This window comes from Streptomyces sp. CY-1 (genome assembly GCF_047218265.1).
In the GTDB taxonomy this organism is placed as follows: Bacteria; Actinomycetota; Actinomycetes; order Streptomycetales; family Streptomycetaceae; genus Streptomyces; species Streptomyces niphimycinicus.
This window is the reverse complement of the sequence record NZ_CP178393.1, coordinates 8,931,826-8,949,304: the sequence shown is the minus strand read 5'-3', so window position 1 is coordinate 8,949,304 and position 17,479 is coordinate 8,931,826. Positions and strand designations below refer to the sequence as shown.

General features: G+C 72.2%; 13 protein-coding genes. 1 reads left to right on the top strand and 12 read right to left on the bottom strand.

Translation table 11 applies throughout. The features are described 5' to 3' along the window. Positions 1 to 40 precede the first annotated feature (40 nt). Positions 41 to 2,152 (bottom strand): alpha-galactosidase, encoded by a 2,112-nt coding sequence (locus ACK1X7_RS38375; protein ID WP_390795567.1) that lies wholly within the window; start codon positions 2,150 to 2,152, stop codon positions 41 to 43. Positions 2,153 to 2,323: 171 nt separating this feature from the next. Between ACK1X7_RS38375 and ACK1X7_RS38370 the strand changes: the two genes are divergently transcribed. Further along, on the top strand, positions 2,324 to 3,148 hold the full coding sequence (locus ACK1X7_RS38370; protein WP_413116360.1) for a tyrosine-protein phosphatase: 825 nt from the start codon (positions 2,324 to 2,326) through the stop codon (positions 3,146 to 3,148). Positions 3,149 to 3,266: 118 nt separating this feature from the next. Here the strand turns inward: ACK1X7_RS38370 and ACK1X7_RS38365 are convergent, their stop codons facing one another. The 11 genes from ACK1X7_RS38365 to hpnC all read right to left on the bottom strand — a co-directional run bounded on the left by ACK1X7_RS38365 (position 3,267) and on the right by hpnC (position 17,194). Further along, positions 3,267 to 4,460, bottom strand: a complete 1,194-nt coding sequence (locus tag ACK1X7_RS38365; protein WP_413116359.1) for a serpin family protein — start codon at positions 4,458 to 4,460, stop codon at positions 3,267 to 3,269. A 17-nt stretch (positions 4,461 to 4,477) separates the two neighbouring features. Next, the gene (locus ACK1X7_RS38360; protein ID WP_385156941.1) at positions 4,478 to 5,884 is read right to left on the bottom strand and encodes an aspartate aminotransferase family protein; all 1,407 of its coding nucleotides are present in this window, start codon (positions 5,882 to 5,884) and stop codon (positions 4,478 to 4,480) included. Then, on the bottom strand, positions 5,881 to 7,830 hold the full coding sequence (gene dxs / locus ACK1X7_RS38355; protein WP_413116358.1) for a 1-deoxy-D-xylulose-5-phosphate synthase: 1,950 nt from the start codon (positions 7,828 to 7,830) through the stop codon (positions 5,881 to 5,883). The genes ACK1X7_RS38360 and dxs overlap by 4 nt, the downstream gene beginning before the upstream one ends. Before the next feature lie 22 nt (positions 7,831 to 7,852). Beyond that, on the bottom strand, positions 7,853 to 8,980 hold the full coding sequence (ispG, locus tag ACK1X7_RS38350; protein WP_232546110.1) for a flavodoxin-dependent (E)-4-hydroxy-3-methylbut-2-enyl-diphosphate synthase: 1,128 nt from the start codon (positions 8,978 to 8,980) through the stop codon (positions 7,853 to 7,855). A 43-nt stretch (positions 8,981 to 9,023) separates the two neighbouring features. After that, positions 9,024 to 10,049 carry an adenosyl-hopene transferase HpnH gene (gene hpnH, locus ACK1X7_RS38345; RefSeq protein ID WP_385158054.1) on the bottom strand — a complete coding sequence of 342 codons (1,026 nt, stop codon included), beginning with the start codon at positions 10,047 to 10,049 and terminating at the stop codon, positions 9,024 to 9,026. Further along, the gene (locus ACK1X7_RS38340; protein WP_390794451.1) at positions 10,000 to 10,746 is read right to left on the bottom strand and encodes a 1-hydroxy-2-methyl-2-butenyl 4-diphosphate reductase; all 747 of its coding nucleotides are present in this window, start codon (positions 10,744 to 10,746) and stop codon (positions 10,000 to 10,002) included. Before ACK1X7_RS38340 ends, hpnH begins: the two co-directional genes overlap by 50 nt. Then, a complete protein-coding gene (shc, locus tag ACK1X7_RS38335; RefSeq protein ID WP_385158050.1) occupies positions 10,746 to 12,692 on the bottom strand; it encodes a squalene--hopene cyclase in 1,947 nt (648 codons plus the stop codon). Before shc ends, ACK1X7_RS38340 begins: the two co-directional genes overlap by 1 nt. 104 nt (positions 12,693 to 12,796) lie before the next feature. After that, entirely contained in the window at positions 12,797 to 13,894 is a 1,098-nt protein-coding gene (locus ACK1X7_RS38330) for a polyprenyl synthetase family protein (RefSeq protein WP_216345466.1), read from the bottom strand. After that, on the bottom strand, positions 13,891 to 15,375 hold the full coding sequence (gene hpnE / locus ACK1X7_RS38325) for a hydroxysqualene dehydroxylase HpnE (RefSeq protein ID WP_385153076.1): 1,485 nt from the start codon (positions 15,373 to 15,375) through the stop codon (positions 13,891 to 13,893). The genes ACK1X7_RS38330 and hpnE overlap by 4 nt, the downstream gene beginning before the upstream one ends. Then, positions 15,372 to 16,334, bottom strand: coding sequence for a presqualene diphosphate synthase HpnD (gene hpnD / locus ACK1X7_RS38320; protein WP_382960219.1), 963 nt, complete (start codon positions 16,332 to 16,334; stop codon positions 15,372 to 15,374). Before hpnD ends, hpnE begins: the two co-directional genes overlap by 4 nt. Further along, on the bottom strand, positions 16,331 to 17,194 hold the full coding sequence (hpnC, locus tag ACK1X7_RS38315) for a squalene synthase HpnC (protein ID WP_390794527.1): 864 nt from the start codon (positions 17,192 to 17,194) through the stop codon (positions 16,331 to 16,333). The genes hpnD and hpnC overlap by 4 nt, the downstream gene beginning before the upstream one ends. Between the last annotated feature and the right edge of the window lie 285 nt (positions 17,195 to 17,479).

Below are 17,479 nucleotides of genomic sequence, written 5' to 3'. Positions count from 1 at the left end.
CGTAACCAGGGCTTGACGTGGGGTGATCTATCCCACCTGGTCAGTTTCGGCGAAGGTGGAATACGGCGGCGTCGAGGTCGCCGCCCAGCCCGGTGCGCAGCCCCCGGTGCGCGAGCACCGCTCCCCGGTGCACCTCCCCGGTCTCCAGATCCCGGTAGGTGGCCGCCGGGTCGAGCCCGCGCAGCCGCAGCGGAAGCTGTGCGTCGCCGTAGTGCTGCGCCTGGATCCAGGCCAGCACCACGGTCTCCTCGCCGCGTACGTACTGCACCGCGCTGAGCCCGTCGCCCTCCGGCGGCCGCAGCCGGTACAGCTCACCGTGCTGGACGACCGGGCGCACCCGCTTGTAGAGCGCCACCCAGTCGCGGGCCTCGGCGAGTTCCGCCTCGCTCCAGCGGGTCAGATCGCCGCCGACGCCCAGCACTCCGGCCATCGCGCTGATGAAGCGGAAGCGCAGCGAGCTGACGCGTGCGTTGCCCATGGCGTTGGGGCTGTCGGTGACCCAGGCGGCCATCACCCGGGCCGGGTGGAGCTGGCTGAAGCCGTGCTGGATGGCCAGCCGGTCCAGCGGGTCGGTGTTGTCCGAGGTCCACACCTGGTCGGTGCGGCCCAGGACGCCCAGGTCGATCCGGCCGCCGCCGCCCGAGCAGGACTCGAAGGCGACCTGGGGGTGTGCCGCGCGCAGCCGCTCCAGCAGTTCGTACAGCCCGCGTACATGGTCGATCCACAGCCGCCGCGGATAGGCGTCACCGGGCCAGCCGGCGTCCGAGAAGGAGCGGTTGAAGTCCCATTTCACATAGTCGATGGGCGCGCCGCTCAGCAGGGTGTCCAGCCGCTCCCACAGATATTCGCGCACCTCGGGGCGGGCGAGGTTGAGCACGAGCTGGTTGCGGAATTCGGCGCGGGCCCGGCCGGGGTGGTGCTGCACCCAGTCGGGGTGGGCGCGGTAGAGGTCGCTGTCGGGGTTGACCATTTCCGGCTCGACCCAGATGCCGAACTGCATCCCCAGCGCGTGCACCTCGTCGGCCAGCGGCTTCAGCCCGTGCGGAAAGCGCTCCGGGTTGGCCGTCCAGTCGCCGAGCCCGGCCCGGTCGCTGGTGCGCGCCCCGAACCACCCGTCGTCGACCACGAACAGCTCGACGCCCATGGTGGCGGCCAACCGCGCGAGCGAGCGCTGCTGCTCCTCGCCCACCTCGAACTCGGTGGCCTCCCAGGAGTTGTAGAGCACCGGCCGGGACCGGTCGGCGCCGGGGACCACCCGGGCGAGCTGCCAGGCGTGCCAGGCGCGGCTGGCGGCCCCGAAGCCGCCGTCGGTCCACAGCCCCGCGAAGACGGGGGTGGTGAAGGAATCGCCGGGCGCGAGGAGGAGCTGGCCCGCGTCGTCGTGGCCGACCCCGCCGACCGCCTGGACGGCGCCGTCGGCCAGCCGCTGGACGGCGATCCGCCAGGCCCCGGACCAGGCGAGCGCGCAACTGTGCACCTCGCCGCTCTCCTCGGTGGCCTCGCCGCCGTCCAGCGCGATCCAGGGCAGATGGTGGTGGCTGGTGTGGCCGCGGCGGCTGCCGATCACCTTCTCACCGGGGGTGAGTTCGGTGCGGGCCAGTCGGCTCTCGGCGGCCCAGCGGCCGTGCAGATGGGACAGCCGCCAGCGGTCGCGCGCCGGGAGCGACCAGGCGGCGGAGTCGGCGCGCAGCAGCTCCACGGGCTCCTGGCCGGCGTTGCCGGTGTGAGTGAGGGTGGTCCAGCGCTCGATGACATCGCCGTCGTCCAGCATCCGGTAGTGGAGGGTGATGTCGAGGTGGTGCAGCGGGTCGTGGAAGCGCAGCCGCAGCTCCTGGCCGGTGCCGGGGTCGAGGACGGTGCCGCTGCTGAAGCGCCACTCGGTGCCGCGTACGCCCCCGGCGTGTACGGACAGGGCGGGGCGGGCGAACCGCGGGCCGCCCTCCACCGGGTACTCCTCGCGCCCGTCCAGCGGTGATTCGAACGGCCGCTGCGGCGGCCCGGGCTCGGCGGCGAGGGCCTCGGCGTCCTGGACCGCGATCCTCGGCCCCCAGTGGAGATGGAGCAGTTCATCGCGGTCGGTGACGTACAGGGCATAGCTGCTGTGCCGCCCCGAGAGCACCCAGAGCCGACCGCTTCCACCGGTTTCGATCATCGAGCTCCCCCAATTCTCCACAGGTGTCAACATGATCGGGGAGGGCGGGCCGGTGCGGCAATGCCCACGCACCGGCGGCAGACCGATTGCCCGTTGCACCCATGTCGTATGGTCGGCTTCAGCCCGCCTCGTCGACGAGCCGCGTCGGCGGCCGATGGTGAAGGAGAGCCCGTGACGCAGCAGTCGCAGTCGCCGCAGGTCCCCGAGGCCGAAACTCGGCTTGTGGGGGTACGCAACTTCCGTGATCTCGGCGGACTGCCGGCTGCCGACGGCCGCCGTGTGCGGCCCGGCGTACTGTTCCGCAGCGGCCATCTCGCCCATGCCACCGAGGCGGACACGGCCTTTCTCGACGCGCTCGGCCTGCACACCGTCTTCGACTTCCGCAACGCCGCCGACATCAAGCTGGAGGGCCCGGACGTCACGCTCAGCGGGGTCCGTAACGTCAACTTGCCGCTCTCCGACCCGGCCGACGGCGCCGGGTTCTGGACGATGGTGCGCGAGGGCGATCTGGACACCCTGCGCAAGCTGCTCGCCGAGGGCCGGGCCGAGAAGCGCATGATCGGCTCCTATCGCGGGATCATCACCACCCGGATCGTCGAACACGGCCGGATCCTCGGCGATATGGCGGAGGACAGCTCGCCGGTGCTGATGCACTGTTCGGCCGGCAAGGACCGGGCGGGGCTGTCCATCGCGGTGACCCTGCTGGCCCTCGGCGTCGAACGGGAGGCCATCGAGGCCGACTACCTCGCGTCGGCCGCCGCCCACCGGCGCTACAAGATCTGGCGCAAGGGCGATCCGGGGGACGGCACCGACCCGATGTCCCCCGAGGTCATGGCGCTGCTGCTGCCGCTCTTCGACGCACGCGCCGAATATCTGGCGGCGGCCTTCGCGACCATCGAGGAGACCTGGGGAGGCACCGACCGCTATCTCGCCGAGGGGCTCGGGCTCACCCCCGAGCGGCGCGAGCGGCTCCGCGAGCGGCTGCTCACCGGCTGACGGCACCGCGCCCCGGGGCCGACAGCGCCAAGCCGCGCCCGCCCCGGGGCCGACGCTCCGGGACCGACAGCCCGCCCCGGGGCTCACGGCTCACGGCTCACGGCTCACGGCTCACGGCTCACCACATGGTGTCGGCCCCGGCCTCCGGCTCGGTGACCCAGCCCGCCGTCAGCACCAGACCGGTGGCGCGATGCACGGCCAGGAAGGCGAACGGCCGGTCGTACCGCACACTGATCAGCTTCGCCTTCTGCCGCGGCGGCGCCGAGCCGGGCGCCATGGAGAACGCGGTCACCGCCGCCGCCCAGAACCCCTCGGCGCTGAACGAGGCGGTCATGGACTGCTCCCCGGAGGACAGCGCCAGCGCGGCCGGGCTGATCCCCGGGAAGTGGCCGCGCGCGGTGTCCTGGGCGGTACGCAGCCCGAACAGCTCGGCCCGGCGCAGCAGATCGTGCCGTGCCGCCACGGTGAACTGCGGGGTGGTGAGCGTCACCCGGGGCGTGGGGTCCCAGCTCTCGACCTCCATGACCTCGACTCCGGGCCCGGCCGCGCCCGGCGGCAGCGCCGAGCCGGGCCATCCCGCGTACCGCCCGGCCACCGCCCCGATCCCGGCCTCCAGCACCTCGCCGCCCGGTGCCTCCTCGGCGCCGAGGACCAGATGCACATCCAGCCCGTTGCCGCCCGCGATCCCGGAGAGGGTGAGCGGACCGGCCGGGGTGTCGGGGACGACCCGCAGCACCCCGTCGAGGTCGTCCGTGAACCGGGTCAGCCCGGCCAGCGACCGGCCCTGCCACGGTCCGCTCCCGGGCATCAGCCAACCCGGCTGGAAGGGCTGGAGCCAGGCCGTCCGCACCGTGAGCGCCCCGGCCAGCACCAACTGGGTGGCGGGGCTGAGCGGCACCGGCATCTCGGCGATCGCGCCCCGGGTGCACCGCGACGCCCAGGCGTCCAGCTCCTTGCGGTCGTGCTCGGTGTCCCCGGTGAGCGCACCCCGTACGCCCGGCGGCAGCGCGGCCTCCCACTCGGACCGGATCGGCAGGTCCTGGCGGGTCCACAGCCCGGTGGCGCCGTCGACACCGGCCATGCCGTCCAGCGCCCGGAGCAGCTCGCCGCCGAGCGCCGTGGCCCGGTCGGCGCCGACGCCCAGCGCGTCCTCCAGCTCCTGGCGGGCCGGGCCGCCGGCGCCGCCCGCGAGCAGGGCGAGCAGCGGCCAGACCCCGGTGGCGGCGAAGACCGTGCCCTGGTCCGCCACGGCGGCCCGCGCCCACCTCGCCGTCATCGTGTTGACGGCCTGTACGGCGGTCGCGTCGATCATGCCGGGTCCCCCATCGGTCAGCGGTTGGCCACCGCCTGCTTGACGAGAGTCCGGCCGAACTCCCACATCAGGCCGCCGCCCTGGTGTGCGTCGTCCATGACCGCGGTGAACGCCTCGACGAACCGGTCGACTTCCCGCTCGCCGATGATCAGCGGCGGGATCAGCTTAATGACCTCCAGATGGTCCCCGGACACCTGGGTGAGGATGCGATGGCGCCGCAGCAGCGGGACGACGACCATCTGCGCGAACAGCCCCTTGCGCGCCGTCTGGAGCATCGCCCACCGGCTGCGCAGCCCCAGCGAGCTGGGCCTGCCGAACTCGATGCCGATCATCAGCCCCCGGCCGCGGACGTCGTGCAGCAGCTCGTAGCGGTCCACGAGCGCGGCGAGGCGCTCGCGCAGCAGGTCGCCGGTGCGGCGGGCGTTGGCCACGATCCGCTCGTCCTCCATGACGGCGAGGACGGCGAGCCCGGCCGCCATGGCCTGGGCGTTGGCGCCGAAGCTGGCGGAGTGGACCAGCACCCGGTCCATCGAGGAGTAGACCTTCCGGAAGATCCAGTCCCTGCCGAGGGTCGCGCCGACCGGTACGTAGCCGCCGGAGAGCGCCTTGGCCACGCACACCAGATCCGGTTCGACGCCGTCCTCGTGGCTGTAGGCGAAGAAGTCGCCGGTGCGACCGAGGCCGGTCTGCACCTCGTCCGCGATGAGCAGCGCCTTGTGGCGGTGGAGCAGCTCCTGCGCGGCGCGCAGAAAGCCGGGCGGGGTCTCGTGCACCCCCTTGCCCTGGATGGGCTCCACCACGAACGCCGCCACGTCCCCCCGCGCCAGCTCCCGCTCCAGCGCGTCGAGATCGCCCATCTCGATGGCGGTGTCGGGCAGCAGCGGGGCGAACCCCTTGCGGAAGCCGTCCTCGCCGTTGACCGACAGCGATCCGGTGGTGAGCCCGTGGAAGGCGTGGGCGCAGTAGAGGATGCGGGGCTTACGGGTGGCGTAGCGGGCGAACTTCAGGGCCGTCTCGACGGCCTCGGTACCGCTGTTGCCGAAGAAGACCCGGTCCAGATGGGGGGCGTGGGCCAGCAGCCGCTCGGCCAGCAGCCCGGGCAGCGGCTGGCAGTCGAAGCGGGTCAGATCGGCCAGGTCGGCGTCCAGGACGTCGTGCAGCGCCTTGCGGACGACGGGGTGGTGGCGGCCCAGGCCCATCACCCCGAAGCCGGCGAGCATATCGAGGTAGTCCTGGCCCTCGTCGTCCCAGAAGTACGCGCCCTCGCCCCGTTCGTAGACCTTGTCGAATCCGATGGTCTGGAGCATCCGGGGCAGTTGGTGGTTGAGATGCCGGGTGTGCAGGTCGTACCGCTCCGAGGCACGCTCGGCCAGCAGCTTCCCGAGGTCGAAGCCCGAACGCGGCTGCTGCTCGGCTGCTGTCATGCCTGGCTCTCCTTGGCGGCGACGGTACGGGCCCGGGCGGCGGTACGGTCCTCGGCGGCCGTGCCCGCCCGCTCCTGGCGGACCGCGACACGGGTCAGGGCCGCCCCGATCCGGCCCGCGATCTCGGCGGGGGTGAGCCCGATGTCGGCGAGCACCTCACCGCGCTTGGCATGGGCCAGGAACTCCTCGGGGATGCCGAACGTCCGTACCGGCAGGTCGACTTCGGCGTCCCGCAGCGTCTGGGCGACCGCCGCGCCCACCCCGCCGGTGCGCACATTGTCCTCGACGACGGCCACCAGCCGGTGGCGCGCCGCCAGGCCGGGCAGCTCGGGGTCGACGGGCTTGACCCAGCGCGGATCCACCACCGTGCAGCCGATACCGCGCTCGGCCAGCAGCTCGGCGGCGCGCAGCGCGACGCCGGCCATGGCCCCGGCCGCGACGAGGAGGACGTCCTCGCCCCGGCGCAGGACGTCCATCCCGCCGACGCGGTCGATCGCCGCGATGGGCTGCCCCACCGACTCCTTGGGGAAGCGGATGACGGTCGGCGCGTCGTCCACGTCGATCGCCTCGCGCAACTGGGCGCGCAACTGGTCGGCGTCGCGCGGGGCGGCGATCCGCAGCCCGGGCACCACCTGGAGGACGGACATGTCCCACATGCCGTTGTGGCTCGGCCCGTCGGTGCCGGTGACACCGGCCCGGTCCAGGACGAAGGTCACCCCGCAGCGGTGCAGGGCGATATCCATGAGCAGTTGGTCGAAGGCCCGGTTGAGGAAGGTGGCGTAGACGGCGAAGACCGGGTGGAGCCCGCCGGTGGCGAGCCCGGCCGCCGAGACCGCCCCGTGCTGCTCGGCGATGCCGACGTCCCACACCCGCTCGGGATACGCCTCGGCGAACCCGGCGAGGCCCACGGGGTGCAGCATCGCGGCGGTGAGGGCGACCACATCGGGCCGCTCGGCGCCGATCCGCACCATCTCCTCCCCGAACACCGAGGTCCATGAGCGGCCGCCGGAGGGGATGAGGGGGGCGCAGGTGAGCGGATCCATCGCGGCGACGGTGTGGAAACGATCCGCCTCGTCCTCCAGCGCGGGCCGGTAGCCGCGCCCCTTCTCGGTGAGGCAGTGGACGAGGACCGGGCCGTGGAACCGCTTGGCGCGGCGCAGGGCCGACTCGACCGCCTCGGTGTCATGGCCGTCGATGGGGCCGACGTACTTCAGCCCGAGGTCCTCGAACATGCCCTGCGGTGCGAAGGCGTCCTTGAACCCCTTCTTGGCGCCGTGCAGCGAGCCGTACAGCGGCTGGCCGACCAGGGGGGTGCGCTGGAGCACCTCCTTGCCCCAGGCCAGGAAGCGCTCGTAGCCGTCGGTGGTGCGGAGGGTGGCGAGGTGGTTGGCGAGCCCGCCGATGGTCGGCGCGTAGGAGCGCTCGTTGTCGTTGACGACGATGACCAGCGGGCGGTCCCGGGCGGCGGCGATGTTGTTGAGCGCCTCCCAGGCCATCCCGCCGGTCAGCGCCCCGTCCCCGATGACGGCGACGACATGGTCGGTGGCGCCGCGCACCTCGTTGGCCTTGGCGAGGCCGTCGGCCCAGCCCAGCACGGTGGAGGCATGGCTGTTCTCGATGATGTCGTGCTCGGATTCGGCCCGTGACGGATAGCCGGACAGTCCGCCCTTGTGGCGGAGCTTGGAGAAGTCCTGGCGGCCGGTGAGCAGTTTGTGGACGTAGGACTGGTGCCCGGTGTCCCACAGGATGCGATCGGCGGGCGAGTCGAAGACGCGGTGCAGGGCTATGGACAGCTCGACCACGCCGAGATTCGGTCCCAGATGGCCTCCGGTCCTGGCCACCGCGTCGATCAGGAACTCCCTGATCTCCTGGGCGAGCACGTCCAGTTCCTCACCGGTCAGCGCCTTGAGGTCGTGCGGGCCCCGGATGTTCTCCAGCAACGGCATGTCGGTTCCCCTCCTCGGTGTATCAGCCCACGGTGACGTCGGGGGTGCCCGACGGGACCCCCTCGTCTTCCATGCGCCGCGCGATGTTCATGGCCTCGTCGATCAGGGTCTCCACGATCTTCGACTCCGGCACCGTCTTGATGACCTCACCCTTGACGAAGATCTGCCCCTTGCCATTGCCCGAAGCGACACCCAGGTCCGCCTCACGCGCCTCACCGGGGCCGTTCACCACACACCCCATGACCGCCACGCGCAGCGGAACCTCCATGCCCTCCAGACCGGCCGTCACCTCGTCCGCCAGCTTGTACACATCCACCTGCGCCCGCCCACACGACGGACACGAGACGATCTCCAGTCGCCGCTGCCGCAGATTCAACGACTCCAGAATCTGGATCCCGACCTTGACCTCCTCCGCCGGAGGCGCCGACAGCGACACCCGGATCGTGTCCCCGATCCCCTCACTCAGCAGCGCACCGAACGCCACCGCCGACTTGATCGTCCCCTGGAACGCCGGACCCGCCTCCGTCACCCCAAGGTGCAGCGGATAGTCACACTGCGCCGCGAGCTGACGGTAGGCATTGACCATCACCACCGGATCGTTGTGCTTCACCGAGATCTTGATATCCCGGAAACCATGCTCCTCGAACAGCGAGCACTCCCACAACGCCGACTCCACCAACGCCTCCGGCGTGGCCTTCCCGTACTTCTCCAGCAGCCGCTTGTCCAGCGACCCCGCGTTCACCCCGATACGGATCGGCACACCCGCGTCCGAGGCCGCCCTCGCGATCTCCTTGACCTTGTCGTCGAACTGCCGGATGTTCCCCGGATTCACCCGCACCGCCGCACACCCGGCATCGATCGCCGCGAACACATACTTCGGCTGGAAATGAATGTCCGCGATCACCGGGATCTGCGACTTCTTCGCGATCACCGGCAACGCGTCCGCGTCATCCTGCGACGGACACGCCACCCGCACGATCTGACAGCCCGACGCCGTCAGCTCCGCGATCTGCTGGAGCGTCGCCCCGATGTCCGCCGTCACCGTCGTCGTCATCGACTGAACCGAGATCGGAGCGTCGCCACCCACGGCCACCGGACCGACCTGGAGGCGGCGGGAGACCCGGCGTGGTGCGAGCGGCCTGCCCGGCATGGCGGGCAGGCCGAGTGCGACCGGTTGCGCTGAGCTCATCCCGTCACCCGTTGCTTCCGGCGGCGGTCTCCCGGGCGGCGCGCAGCGACTCCTTGAGGGAGCCCATGGTCGCCAGCACCGCGGTGGGCTCATAGCCGCAGTGGGCCATGCAGTTGTCGCAGCGCGGGTCCTTGCCGCGGCCGTACTTGTCCCAGTCGGTCTCCTCGACCAACTCGCGGTAGGTCGGGACATAGCCGTCGCTCATCAGATAGCAGGGGCGCTGCCAGCCGAAGAGCGAGTAGTTGGGGATGCCCCACGCGGTGCACGGGAAGTCCGCCTTGCCCTCGAGGAAGTCGAGGAAGAGCGGGCTGTGGTTGAGCCGCCAGCGGCGCCGGTTGCCTCCGGCGAACGCCTTGCGGAACAGCTCGCGGGTCTGCTCGACGCCCAGGAAGTGCTCCTGGTCGGGCGCCTTCTCATAGGCGTAGGCGGGCGAGATCATCATCTCGTCCACCTCGAGCTCGTCATTGAGGAAGTCGAGCACGTCGACGACGGTCTGCGGGGTGTCGGTATTGAAGAACGTGGAATTGGTGGTGACCCGGAAGCCGCGCCGCTTGGCCTCCTTGATGGCCTCCACCGCCTCGTCGAACACCCCCTCCTTCGCGACCGATTCGTCGTGCCGCTCCCGCAGCCCGTCGATGTGCACCGCGAAGGCGAAGTACGGGGAGGGGGTGAACAGATGCATCTTCTTCCGCAGCAGCATCGCGTTGGTGCACAGGAAGACGTACTTCTTCCGCTGCACCAGTTGCCGTGCGATCTCGTCGATGTGCGGATGCATCAGGGGCTCGCCGCCCGCGATGGACACCATCGGCGCACCCGACTCCAGCACCGCGCCCACCGCCTGGGCGACGGGCATGCGCTGCTTGAGGACCCCTGCCGGATGCTGGATCTTTCCGCAGCCCTCGCACTTGAGATTGCATGCGAACAGCGGCTCTAGCTCGACGATCAGCGGGAACTTGTCCCGCCGCTTGATCATCTTCTGTTCAAAAAGATACGTCGCGACCCGGATGGTCTGGCGGAGAGGCATGGCCATCTAGCTCACCTCCTGGGAGCAGCGAAGAACGGTGCCAGTGAAAGAAAGCGGGAAGAACGGTCCGCAGTACCCGGAAAGCTGATATTCCACCGCGCAGCGTGCCGATACGGACGAGTTCATGTTCAGGAGCGTCCACGACCACCCGGACGGCCGCAACCGGACGGACGCCGTGGCCTACCGCGGTGCGCAGGGTCGCGGCGGACTCCATGTCCACCGCGATGGCGCCGGTGCTGTGCAGTGCGGCCCGTTCCGCACCGCGCACCACATGGTCGGAGCCCACGACGGGGCCGATGTGAACTCTCCGGCGGGGGCCGCCGGGGATCAGATGTGACAGGGCGTCGGCGAGGATCCGGGTGCCGGTGCATTCGGTGCGGCCCGCCGGATCGCGGGTCTCGTCGGCGACAACGATGTCCCCGGGGTGTATGCCGGGGGCCAGTCCGGCGCAGAAGCCGGTGGCGATGACGGCGGTGCGCGGCTGCCCGCACACCTCTGGCTCTCCGGGCTGACCGGACCTTCCGGTCAGCGCCCGGGTCACGGCGCGCTCGGCGGCCTGCGGCCCCATGCCCGTACGGAGCACGGACACGGGCCCGGCGGCGGCGCCGGTCCCGGCGCCGCGCAGGGCGAACCGCTCGATGCCGAGCGCACAGGCGATCAGCAGCGGAGCACCGCCGGCCTCCGGGGCCGGATCGGCGGACATCAGCCGCTCCGCGGTCGCGCCCCGGTGGGCTCGCCGTGGACATACCGGCCGAGTGCCGTGACCGGGAAGACCTGCCGGTACAGGTGGTAGTTGATGGAGAAGTCCCAGGGGAAGCCGGTGCCGGTGAAGTACGGCTCGTCCCAGGAGCCGTCCTCCCGCTGGGTCTCGGCGAGCCAGGTGACCCCGCGCTCGACGGCCGAGCCGTCCCGCTCCCCCGCCGCCAGCAGCGCGAGCAGCGCCCACGCCGTCTGCGAGGCAGTGGAGGCGCCCCGGCCCATCCACTCGGCGTCGAGGTAGGAGCGCTGGTCCTCGCCCCATCCGCCGTCCTCGTTCTGGACGCTCTCCAGCCAGCGGACGGCCCGGCGGACCGCCGGATGGGAGGCCGGGACGCCCGCGGCGATCAGGGCGGGGACGACGGAGCCGGTGCCGTAGACGTAGTTGGTGCCCCAGCGGCCGAACCAGGCGCCGCTCGGCTCCTGCTCGGACAGCAGCCAGGCGATACCGCGCCGGGTGCGGGCGTCGTACGTCCTCCCTTCGTGGGCGAGCATCTCGACCACATGCGCGGTGACATCGGCCGACGGAGGGTCGACGACCTCACCGAAGTCGCAGAACGGCAGCTTGTTGGGGAGCGGGCTGGTGTTGTCGACGTCGAACGCGCCCCATGCCCCGTTCTTGGACTGCATGCCCAGGGTCCAGCGCATGGCGCGCCGCACGGCCGCCTCGATCCGCTCGGGCTCGGGGTGGTCGACCCGGCGCAGCGCCAGGACGACCTCGGCGGTGTCGTCGATGTCGGGGTAGTTGTCGTTGTGGAATTCGAACGCCCAGCCGCCGGAGGGGAGGCCGGGCCGCCGCACCGACCAGTCGCCGGGCCGGTCGATCTGCTCGGCCAGCATCCAGTCGGCGGCCTTGACCAGCGCCGGGTGGTCCGGGGGGAGCCCGGCGTCGGCGAGCGCGATGGCGGCCAGGCAGGTGTCCCAGACCGGGGACTGGCAGGCTTCGATCATCCGGCTGCCATCCTCGCGCCACACCGCGAAGCGGTCGAGCGACTCCAGACCGGCGCGCATCACCGGGTGGTCGAGGTCGTAGCCGCACAGATGGAGGGCGATGACGGAGTAGACGGCGGGGGGCTGGATGCCGCCCCAGCAGCCGTCGTTCTCCTGCCGCTCGACGATCCAGCGGGCGCAGGAGCGCAGCGCGGCCCGGCGCAGCGGGCGGAAGGCGACCTTGTGGTAGGCGTGCAGGGCCCGGTCCAGCCGCTGGAAGGCGCCGTCCCAGGAGGCGATGGGGGCCGGTGGGTGGGGCGGGTTGGGTCTGCGGGCGTCGGTGTGGAGCTCGTCGAGGGGGAAGGGGGCCGGGCGCACCGGGCGTTTGGCCGAGACGATGGTCAGCGGCACGATGGTCTGCCGGGCCCAGCAGCCGAAGTCGTAGATGTTGAGCGGCAGCCACTTCGGGAAGTAGATGATCTCCGGTGGCAGCTCGGGCAGGTCCTCCCAGCGCCACCAGCCGAAGAGCGCCAGCCAGATCCGGGTGAACACCCTGGCGGCCGCGATGCCGCCGCGGGAGCGCACCCAGGCGGAGGCGGCGGCCATATGGGGGGCGTCGGGCTCGTCCCCGGCCAGCCGCAGGGCGACATACGCCTCGATGGTGGTGGAGAGCTCGGGCGGGCCGCCGTGGAAGGAGGCCCAGGTGCCGTCGGCGCCCTGCTGGGAGCGGAGGAAGCGGGCCGCGGCGTCGAGGGTGTCGGGGTCCTGGATGCCGAGGAACTGCCGGAGCATCAGATCCTCGGCGTCCATGGTGACGTTGGTCTCCAGGTCGCCCTTCCACCAACCCCGCTCGTCCTGGCGGGACAGCAGGTGCTCCACCGCACGGGCCGTCGCGTCACGGGCGACACTTAAGGTTTTGGACTCGGATGACTCGGAGGGTTGGACGGTCGGTGTCGCTGTCATGGCTTCCCCTCTGCAGTGTGGTCATCTGCCGTCTTTGGGGCTTCCGTCGGCCGGCACCCCGGCTGGGTGCCGGCCGGCGACTGCGAACTAGCGGTCCATGGCGATCATCTCTCTCGTACGACGACGAAGTCGGCGAGCGCCACGAACCGCGCCCGGATCTCGGCGGGCATGTCCACCGAGTCCAGCGCCGCCAGGGCGGTCGCATGCTGTCTGCGGGCCTCCTGGGAGGTCCAGTCCCGGCCACCTGCTTCCTCGATCAACGCGGCGCGGACGGCGAACTCCTCCTCCGAGAAGTCGGCGAACTCCTCTTCCGGCTTGTGCGCGTCGGCGGCGAGGATCTGGGCGAGCCGCTCGGAGTCGGGGCCGCCGGCGGCGAGCGCGGCGACCACGGGGAGGGACTTCTTGCGCTGGCGCAGATCGCTCCAGGTCCGCTTGCCGGTCGTCTCCGGGTCGCCCCAGATGCCGAGCAGGTCGTCGACGGCCTGGAAGGCGAGGCCCAGGTGGTAGCCGTAGCGCTCCAGGGTGTCGGCGGTGTGGTCGTCGGCACCGCCGAGCACGGCGCCGATGGAGGCGGCGCAGGCGAGCAGGGCGCCGGTCTTGTTGCCCTCCATCTCCAGGCACTCCTCGACGGTGACCCGCTCGCGGTGCTCGTAGGAGATGTCCTGGGCCTGGCCGTCGATGAGTTTGCGGGTGGCGGCGGTGAGCCGGCGGGTGGCCCGCCCGGCGTCCGCGGTGCCGAGCTCCAGCAGTATCTCGTTGGCCAGGGCGAACAGGGCGTCACCGACCAGGATGGCCTGGGCCGGGCCGTGCACCTTCCAGACGGTGTCGCGGTGGCGGCGCTGCTCGTCCCCGTCCATCAGGTCGTCGTGGAGCAGCGAGAAGTTGTGCACCAGCTCGACCGCGACCGCGCCGGGCACCCCGGCCTCGGGGGCGGCGCCGGCCGCCTCGGCCGACAGCAGGGCGAGCGCGGGGCGTACGGCCTTGCCGCCATCGCCCTCCGCCGGGTTGCCCTCGGCGTCGATCCAGCCGAAGTGGTAGGCGGCGACGGTGTCCATGGGCGGGGCCAGCCGGTTCACGGCGGCGCGCAGCACCGGCGTGGCGAGCGTGCGGCCGCGCTCCAGCAGCGCCATGACTCCTGCGGTGTCGACAGCGGGGGTCGCCGGGGTCACGGTCTCTCCTCTGTTCTTGGTGGTGGTGCTCATGCCGCCTCCTTGGGCGTCTCCCCGCCCGGGGCGGGGAGCGAGTTCACATGCGGGCGGCCGAGATGGCCGAGAGCCGCCCGGGCGGCGGAAAGACCGCTGCGCACGGCGCCCTCCATGGTCGCGGGCCAGCCGGTGGCGGTCCACGCGCCGGCCAGGTAGAGGCCGGGCGCGTCGGTCGGGGCGGAGGGCCGGAGGAGGCCGACGCCGGGGACGGGGGCGAAGGTGGCGGTGCGCTCCCGGGTGACGAAGAAGTCGCGCACCGCTGCCCCGCGGGCGACCGGAAGCAGCCGCTCCAGCTCGGGCAGATAGCGGTCGCGCAGCTCGGCCACCGGGCGGTCGATGTCGTCGTACGCGGCGGACTGCGACACCGCCAGATACTGGCTGTCCCCGGCCCCGGGCGCGGCCCTGAGCCCCGAGGCGTCCGTACGGTCGAAGACCCACTGGACGGGGGAGCCGAGCGCGGCGAAGAACGGGCGGCGCAGCACGGTGCGGTCGTAGATCACATGCAGATTGAGGATCGGCGCGGTGCCGATGCGCAGCAGCTTGCCGGGGTCCTTCAGGGCGCCGTCGGGCAGCAGGGCGTGCGCCTCGCGCTGCGGTACGGCCAGGACCAGCACGTCCGCCTCGGCCGGTGGCTCCTCCCCCGGCCGCCCGGCCATGGCCACGCTCCAGCGGCCCTCGGGGGTGCGAGTGACGGCGGTGACCCGGGTGCGCAGCTCGGTCGTCACGCCCGCCGCGTCCAGGGCGCGGTGGGCGTGGGTGTGGTGCAGCTCGCCGAGCGGGGCGCGGGCCCAGCCGATGTCGGCGGCGTCGGGCCGGGAGAGCAGCCCGGTCTTGAAGACCATCGCGGCAAGGCCCAGCGAGGCGTTCGGCGCGGTGGCGTTGAGCGTGGCCACGCCGACCAGGTCCCACAGCGCCTCGACGGCGCGCGGCGACTGGCCGTGGCGGCGCAGCCAGCCGGCGAAGTCCACTCCGTCCAGCGCCGGGTCCTGGGGGTCGAGCCGGCCCAGCGCGAGCGCGGCGCGGCCCACCTGGGCACGCTCGGCGAGGGAGAGATGGGGGTAGGTGGCCAGGCTCCTGGACAGATGGAGCGGCACCGGCAGGGCGGTGCGGCGCAGCCGGCCGAGCCGCCGCCCGCCGCGCCCCTGGGCGTCGAGGACGGGGATGTCCAACCGGCCCTGGAGCGGGGCGAGTCGGGCGGCGCCGACCCGGTCCAGGAACCACTGGTAGGCGGTGCAGCAGCGCAGGTGGACATGCTGGCCGTTGTCGACGGTCAGCTCGCCGGCCGGGGAGGAGCGGTGGAAGGAGAAGGCAAGGCCGCCCAGCCGGGGGCGGCCCTCGACCAGGGTGACCCGCAGCCCGGCGTCGGCCAGCTCGAGCGCCGCCGCCGTACCGGCGAGCCCGCCGCCGATCACCAGCGCGCTGCGCCCGGCGGCGCCGCGTCTGGCGGCCGGGGCCGAGCCCAGGGTCGAATGGGTCACACCGGCCTCCCGGTGCCGCGGCGCTCGACCGCGCGGGCGTCAAGACCGGCCAGCCCGCGCACCGCCACATACGCCTTCTCGTGTCCCGGCAGCGAGACGCGGCCGCGCAGGACGGCCGCGGGATCCTTGGCGATCCGGTCCAGGAGTCTGCTGTAGATGCCCGCCATGGCGGACACGCACGCCCCGCTGCGCCGGTCCAGCAGCGGCAGCAGCCGGAAGCCCTCGGCGAAGAGCGCCCTGGCCCGGCGCACCTCGAAGTGGACCAGGCCGGTGAAGTCGGCGTCGGGCGGTGCGGTGGAGCCGCGGAACGCGTCGGCGCAGCCGAATTTGGCGAGGTCGTCGGCGGGCAGATAGGTGCGCCCGGTGGCGGCGTCCTCGCGGACGTCCCGGAGGATGTTGGTGAGCTGAAGGGCGAGCCCGAGGGTGTCGGCGTAGTACGGGGCGCGCTCCAGCTCGTCCTCGCTGTGGCCGGTGCCGGGGGCGGTCCCGAAGACGCCCAGCGACAGCCGTCCGATGGCGCCCGCCACACAGCGGCAGTAGACCTTGAGGTCGTCCCAGGTCTCGTAGGTCTGCCCGGCCACGTCCATCAGCACGCCGTCGATCAGCTCGTCCAGTGCGTCGAGCGGGATCGGGAAGCGGTGTGCGGCATGGGCGAGGGCGACGGCGACGGGGTCGGTGTCGTCCTCCTCGATCCCGCCGCCCCGCATCCGGTCCAGCAGGGCACGGGTGTCCGTCAGCCGGGCCCGCTTGGCCTCCGGGTCGAGGGGGCCGTCGCCGATGTCGTCGACCCGGCGGGAGAACGCGTACAGCGCCGACATCGCATGGCGCTTCTCCGTCGGCAGCAGCCTGATGCCGTAGGCGAAGTTGCGGGCCTGGTGCCCGGTCACGGCCTCGCAATAGCGGTACGCCGCGAGCACTGGCGCGGACGCGTGCGGAGATCCCTTCACGGTCCGGCTCACCCCTCTCTTCGCAGTGTCGCCCCCACCTCGCGCAGCAGGCTGAGCTTGGTGGGCCTGGGCGGTCCAGGGAGTACGTCATGTCCCGCGGCCGCGACCGCCCGCAAGGCGGCCCGCCCCCCGGCCACGAATCCGGCGAGCAGCACCTTGAGCCTGCCGTGGACGCTACCCACCAGGGGGGTGCCTTCATTCAGCAGGGCAGCGGCGCGTTCCGCCTCCTTCGCGACCAGGGCGCGCAACCGTACGCCGCCCCTGAGGGCGGCGAGGTCGGCCTCGGTCACACCGAAGCGTTTCATGTCCTCGGCGGGCAGATAGACGCGGTCCCTGCGGAGGTCCTCGACCACGTCCTGTAGATGCTCGATGATCTGGAGGGCGGTGCAGATGGCGTCCGAGTGGCGGATCCGCTCGGGGCTCGCGGTGCCGGTGATGCCGAGGACGAGCCGTCCGACCGGGTTGGCGGACAGCTCGCAGTAGTCGAGCAGCTCCTGGTAGGTGGCGTACCGCCGGATACGCTGGTCCTGGCGGTTGGCCTCGATCAGGCCGCGGAAGGGCTCGGGGGTGAGCCCATGGCGGTGGACGGTGGGGCGCAGGGCCGCCAGCAGCGGATGGCGCGGCTCCCCGAAGGGCTGGAAGACCCGCTGGAGGTCGGCCTCGAAGGCGTCCAGCATCGCGAGCGCGTCGCCCGCCTGGTCGCGGTCGAGTCCGAGCAGCTCGGCGTCGGCGCCGCCGGGGGCCAGATCGCCGTCGCCGATGTCGTCGACCAGCCGGGCGTAGCCGTAGACGGCCATCAGATCGGTGCGCCAGGCGCGGGGCAGGAAGAAGGGGGCCACGGGGAAGTTCTCGTGGGCGGCCTTGTCCAGCACGGCACGAGCGGCTTCCTGCCCGCCGCTTCGGCTGCTCGACGTGGTATGGGACCCGCTGCGCTCGTCCTCGACGGTCACCGTGGACAGCCAGGCGTACGGGCGAGACCCAGGACGCCACGTGGATCCCGGCGACCGGGCCCCGCGGGAGCGCTGGAGATGGGCCGTCTAGCCAATGCCGTCACATCCCCCGTTCTACACCGGTTACCAGGGTCGGCACGATCCGGACACGCCGCTCCGTCTTGTCAACGGGCTCCGGCCCCTGGCCCCCGAACAGGGGACAACGGC